General features: G+C 49.7%; 1 protein-coding gene and 1 pseudogene. Both read right to left on the minus strand.

Going from position 1 to position 1,181, the window contains the following annotated elements:
• A pseudogene (locus B3182_RS12840) lies at nucleotides 1–688 on the minus strand (dihydroorotase); the annotation flags it as partial.
• Nucleotides 685–1,181, minus strand: a 497-nt coding sequence (locus tag B3182_RS12845; RefSeq protein WP_414683347.1) for an aspartate/ornithine carbamoyltransferase family protein, incomplete at its 5' end; no start/stop codon positions are given. The pseudogene B3182_RS12840 and the gene B3182_RS12845, both read right to left, overlap by 4 nt.

Below are 1,181 nucleotides of genomic sequence, written 5' to 3' on the forward strand. Positions count from 1 at the left end.
GAGCGCGTACTCCGGTTTGTTCGATTAGAATCAAATCACGGCTCACGGCGATGGTTTCTGCACTTTCCGGAATACCGGATAACCCCAGCCGGGCACTGACAGTACCTTCATGTACACACCCCTGTTTCTGCAACCAGGCATCAGCTGCATTGATAAACACCGTTAAATCCAGCGTGGCGGCATATTCAAGTGCACGCCTCCAGACTACGGTATTTTTAATCTCGGTTACGCCGTTGCTGACACCGACACAGCCAGCCGCTTTTAAAGCAGCCATCTCAGCCAGTAGTTCACCATTAAGTTTTTGGGTCAATGCGCCCACCGTCAACACCATGGTACGGCCGGCTTTCTTGGCACGATCTTCTATCAATTCCACCACTGCCGGATTATCTATAACCGGATCTGTGTCAGGGGGAACGGCGAGTGTGGTGATGCCACCAGCTACCGCAGCACGTGTTTCACTTTCAATTGTTGCCGTGTGTTCCTGGCCGGGTTCACGTAGCCGTGCACTTAGATCCACAAGGCCTGGACAGACAATTTTGTTATACGCATCAATTTCAATATCGGCATCAAACCCTGCCAAATCTTCTGCTATGGCAACAATTTTTCCGTCTTCAATATAGATATTGTGATCAATATCCAGCTGGCTGGCAGGGTCAATGACGCGACCATTTAGAATACAAATCTTCATTCTTCGATCTCTGCCTGTTCTGATTGACTGGCCAGCGCCATCGACATTACCGCCATACGGATAGCTATGCCGTGGGTTACCTGCTCCAGGATGACGGATTGCGGCCCATCAGCAACCGATGATGCTATTTCTACGCCTCGATTAATGGGGCCGGGATGCATAACAATGGCATCCGGTTTGGCATATTTGAGTTTTTCTTCCGTTAGTCCGTAACAGCGGAAATATTCTCGTGCGCTGGGTAATAACGCTCCTTGCATACGTTCCAGTTGCAGGCGCAGGGTTATCACCACATCGACCCCTTCAAGGCCACTTTCCATATCGTGATAAACATGTACGCCAAGGGTCTGACTTTCTCTTGGCAATAAAGTCTGTGGACCAATAACGCGGATTTCACCAACCCCAAGTGTTGCTAAAGCCTGAATCTGCGAACGTGCCACACGCGAATGCAGAATATCGCCAATTATCGCCACGCGTAAATTGGCAAAATCCTGTG

Origin of the sequence: Methylophaga sp. UBA4204 (assembly GCF_002379485.1) — a bacterium.
Lineage (GTDB): Bacteria > Pseudomonadota > Gammaproteobacteria > Nitrosococcales > Methylophagaceae > Methylophaga.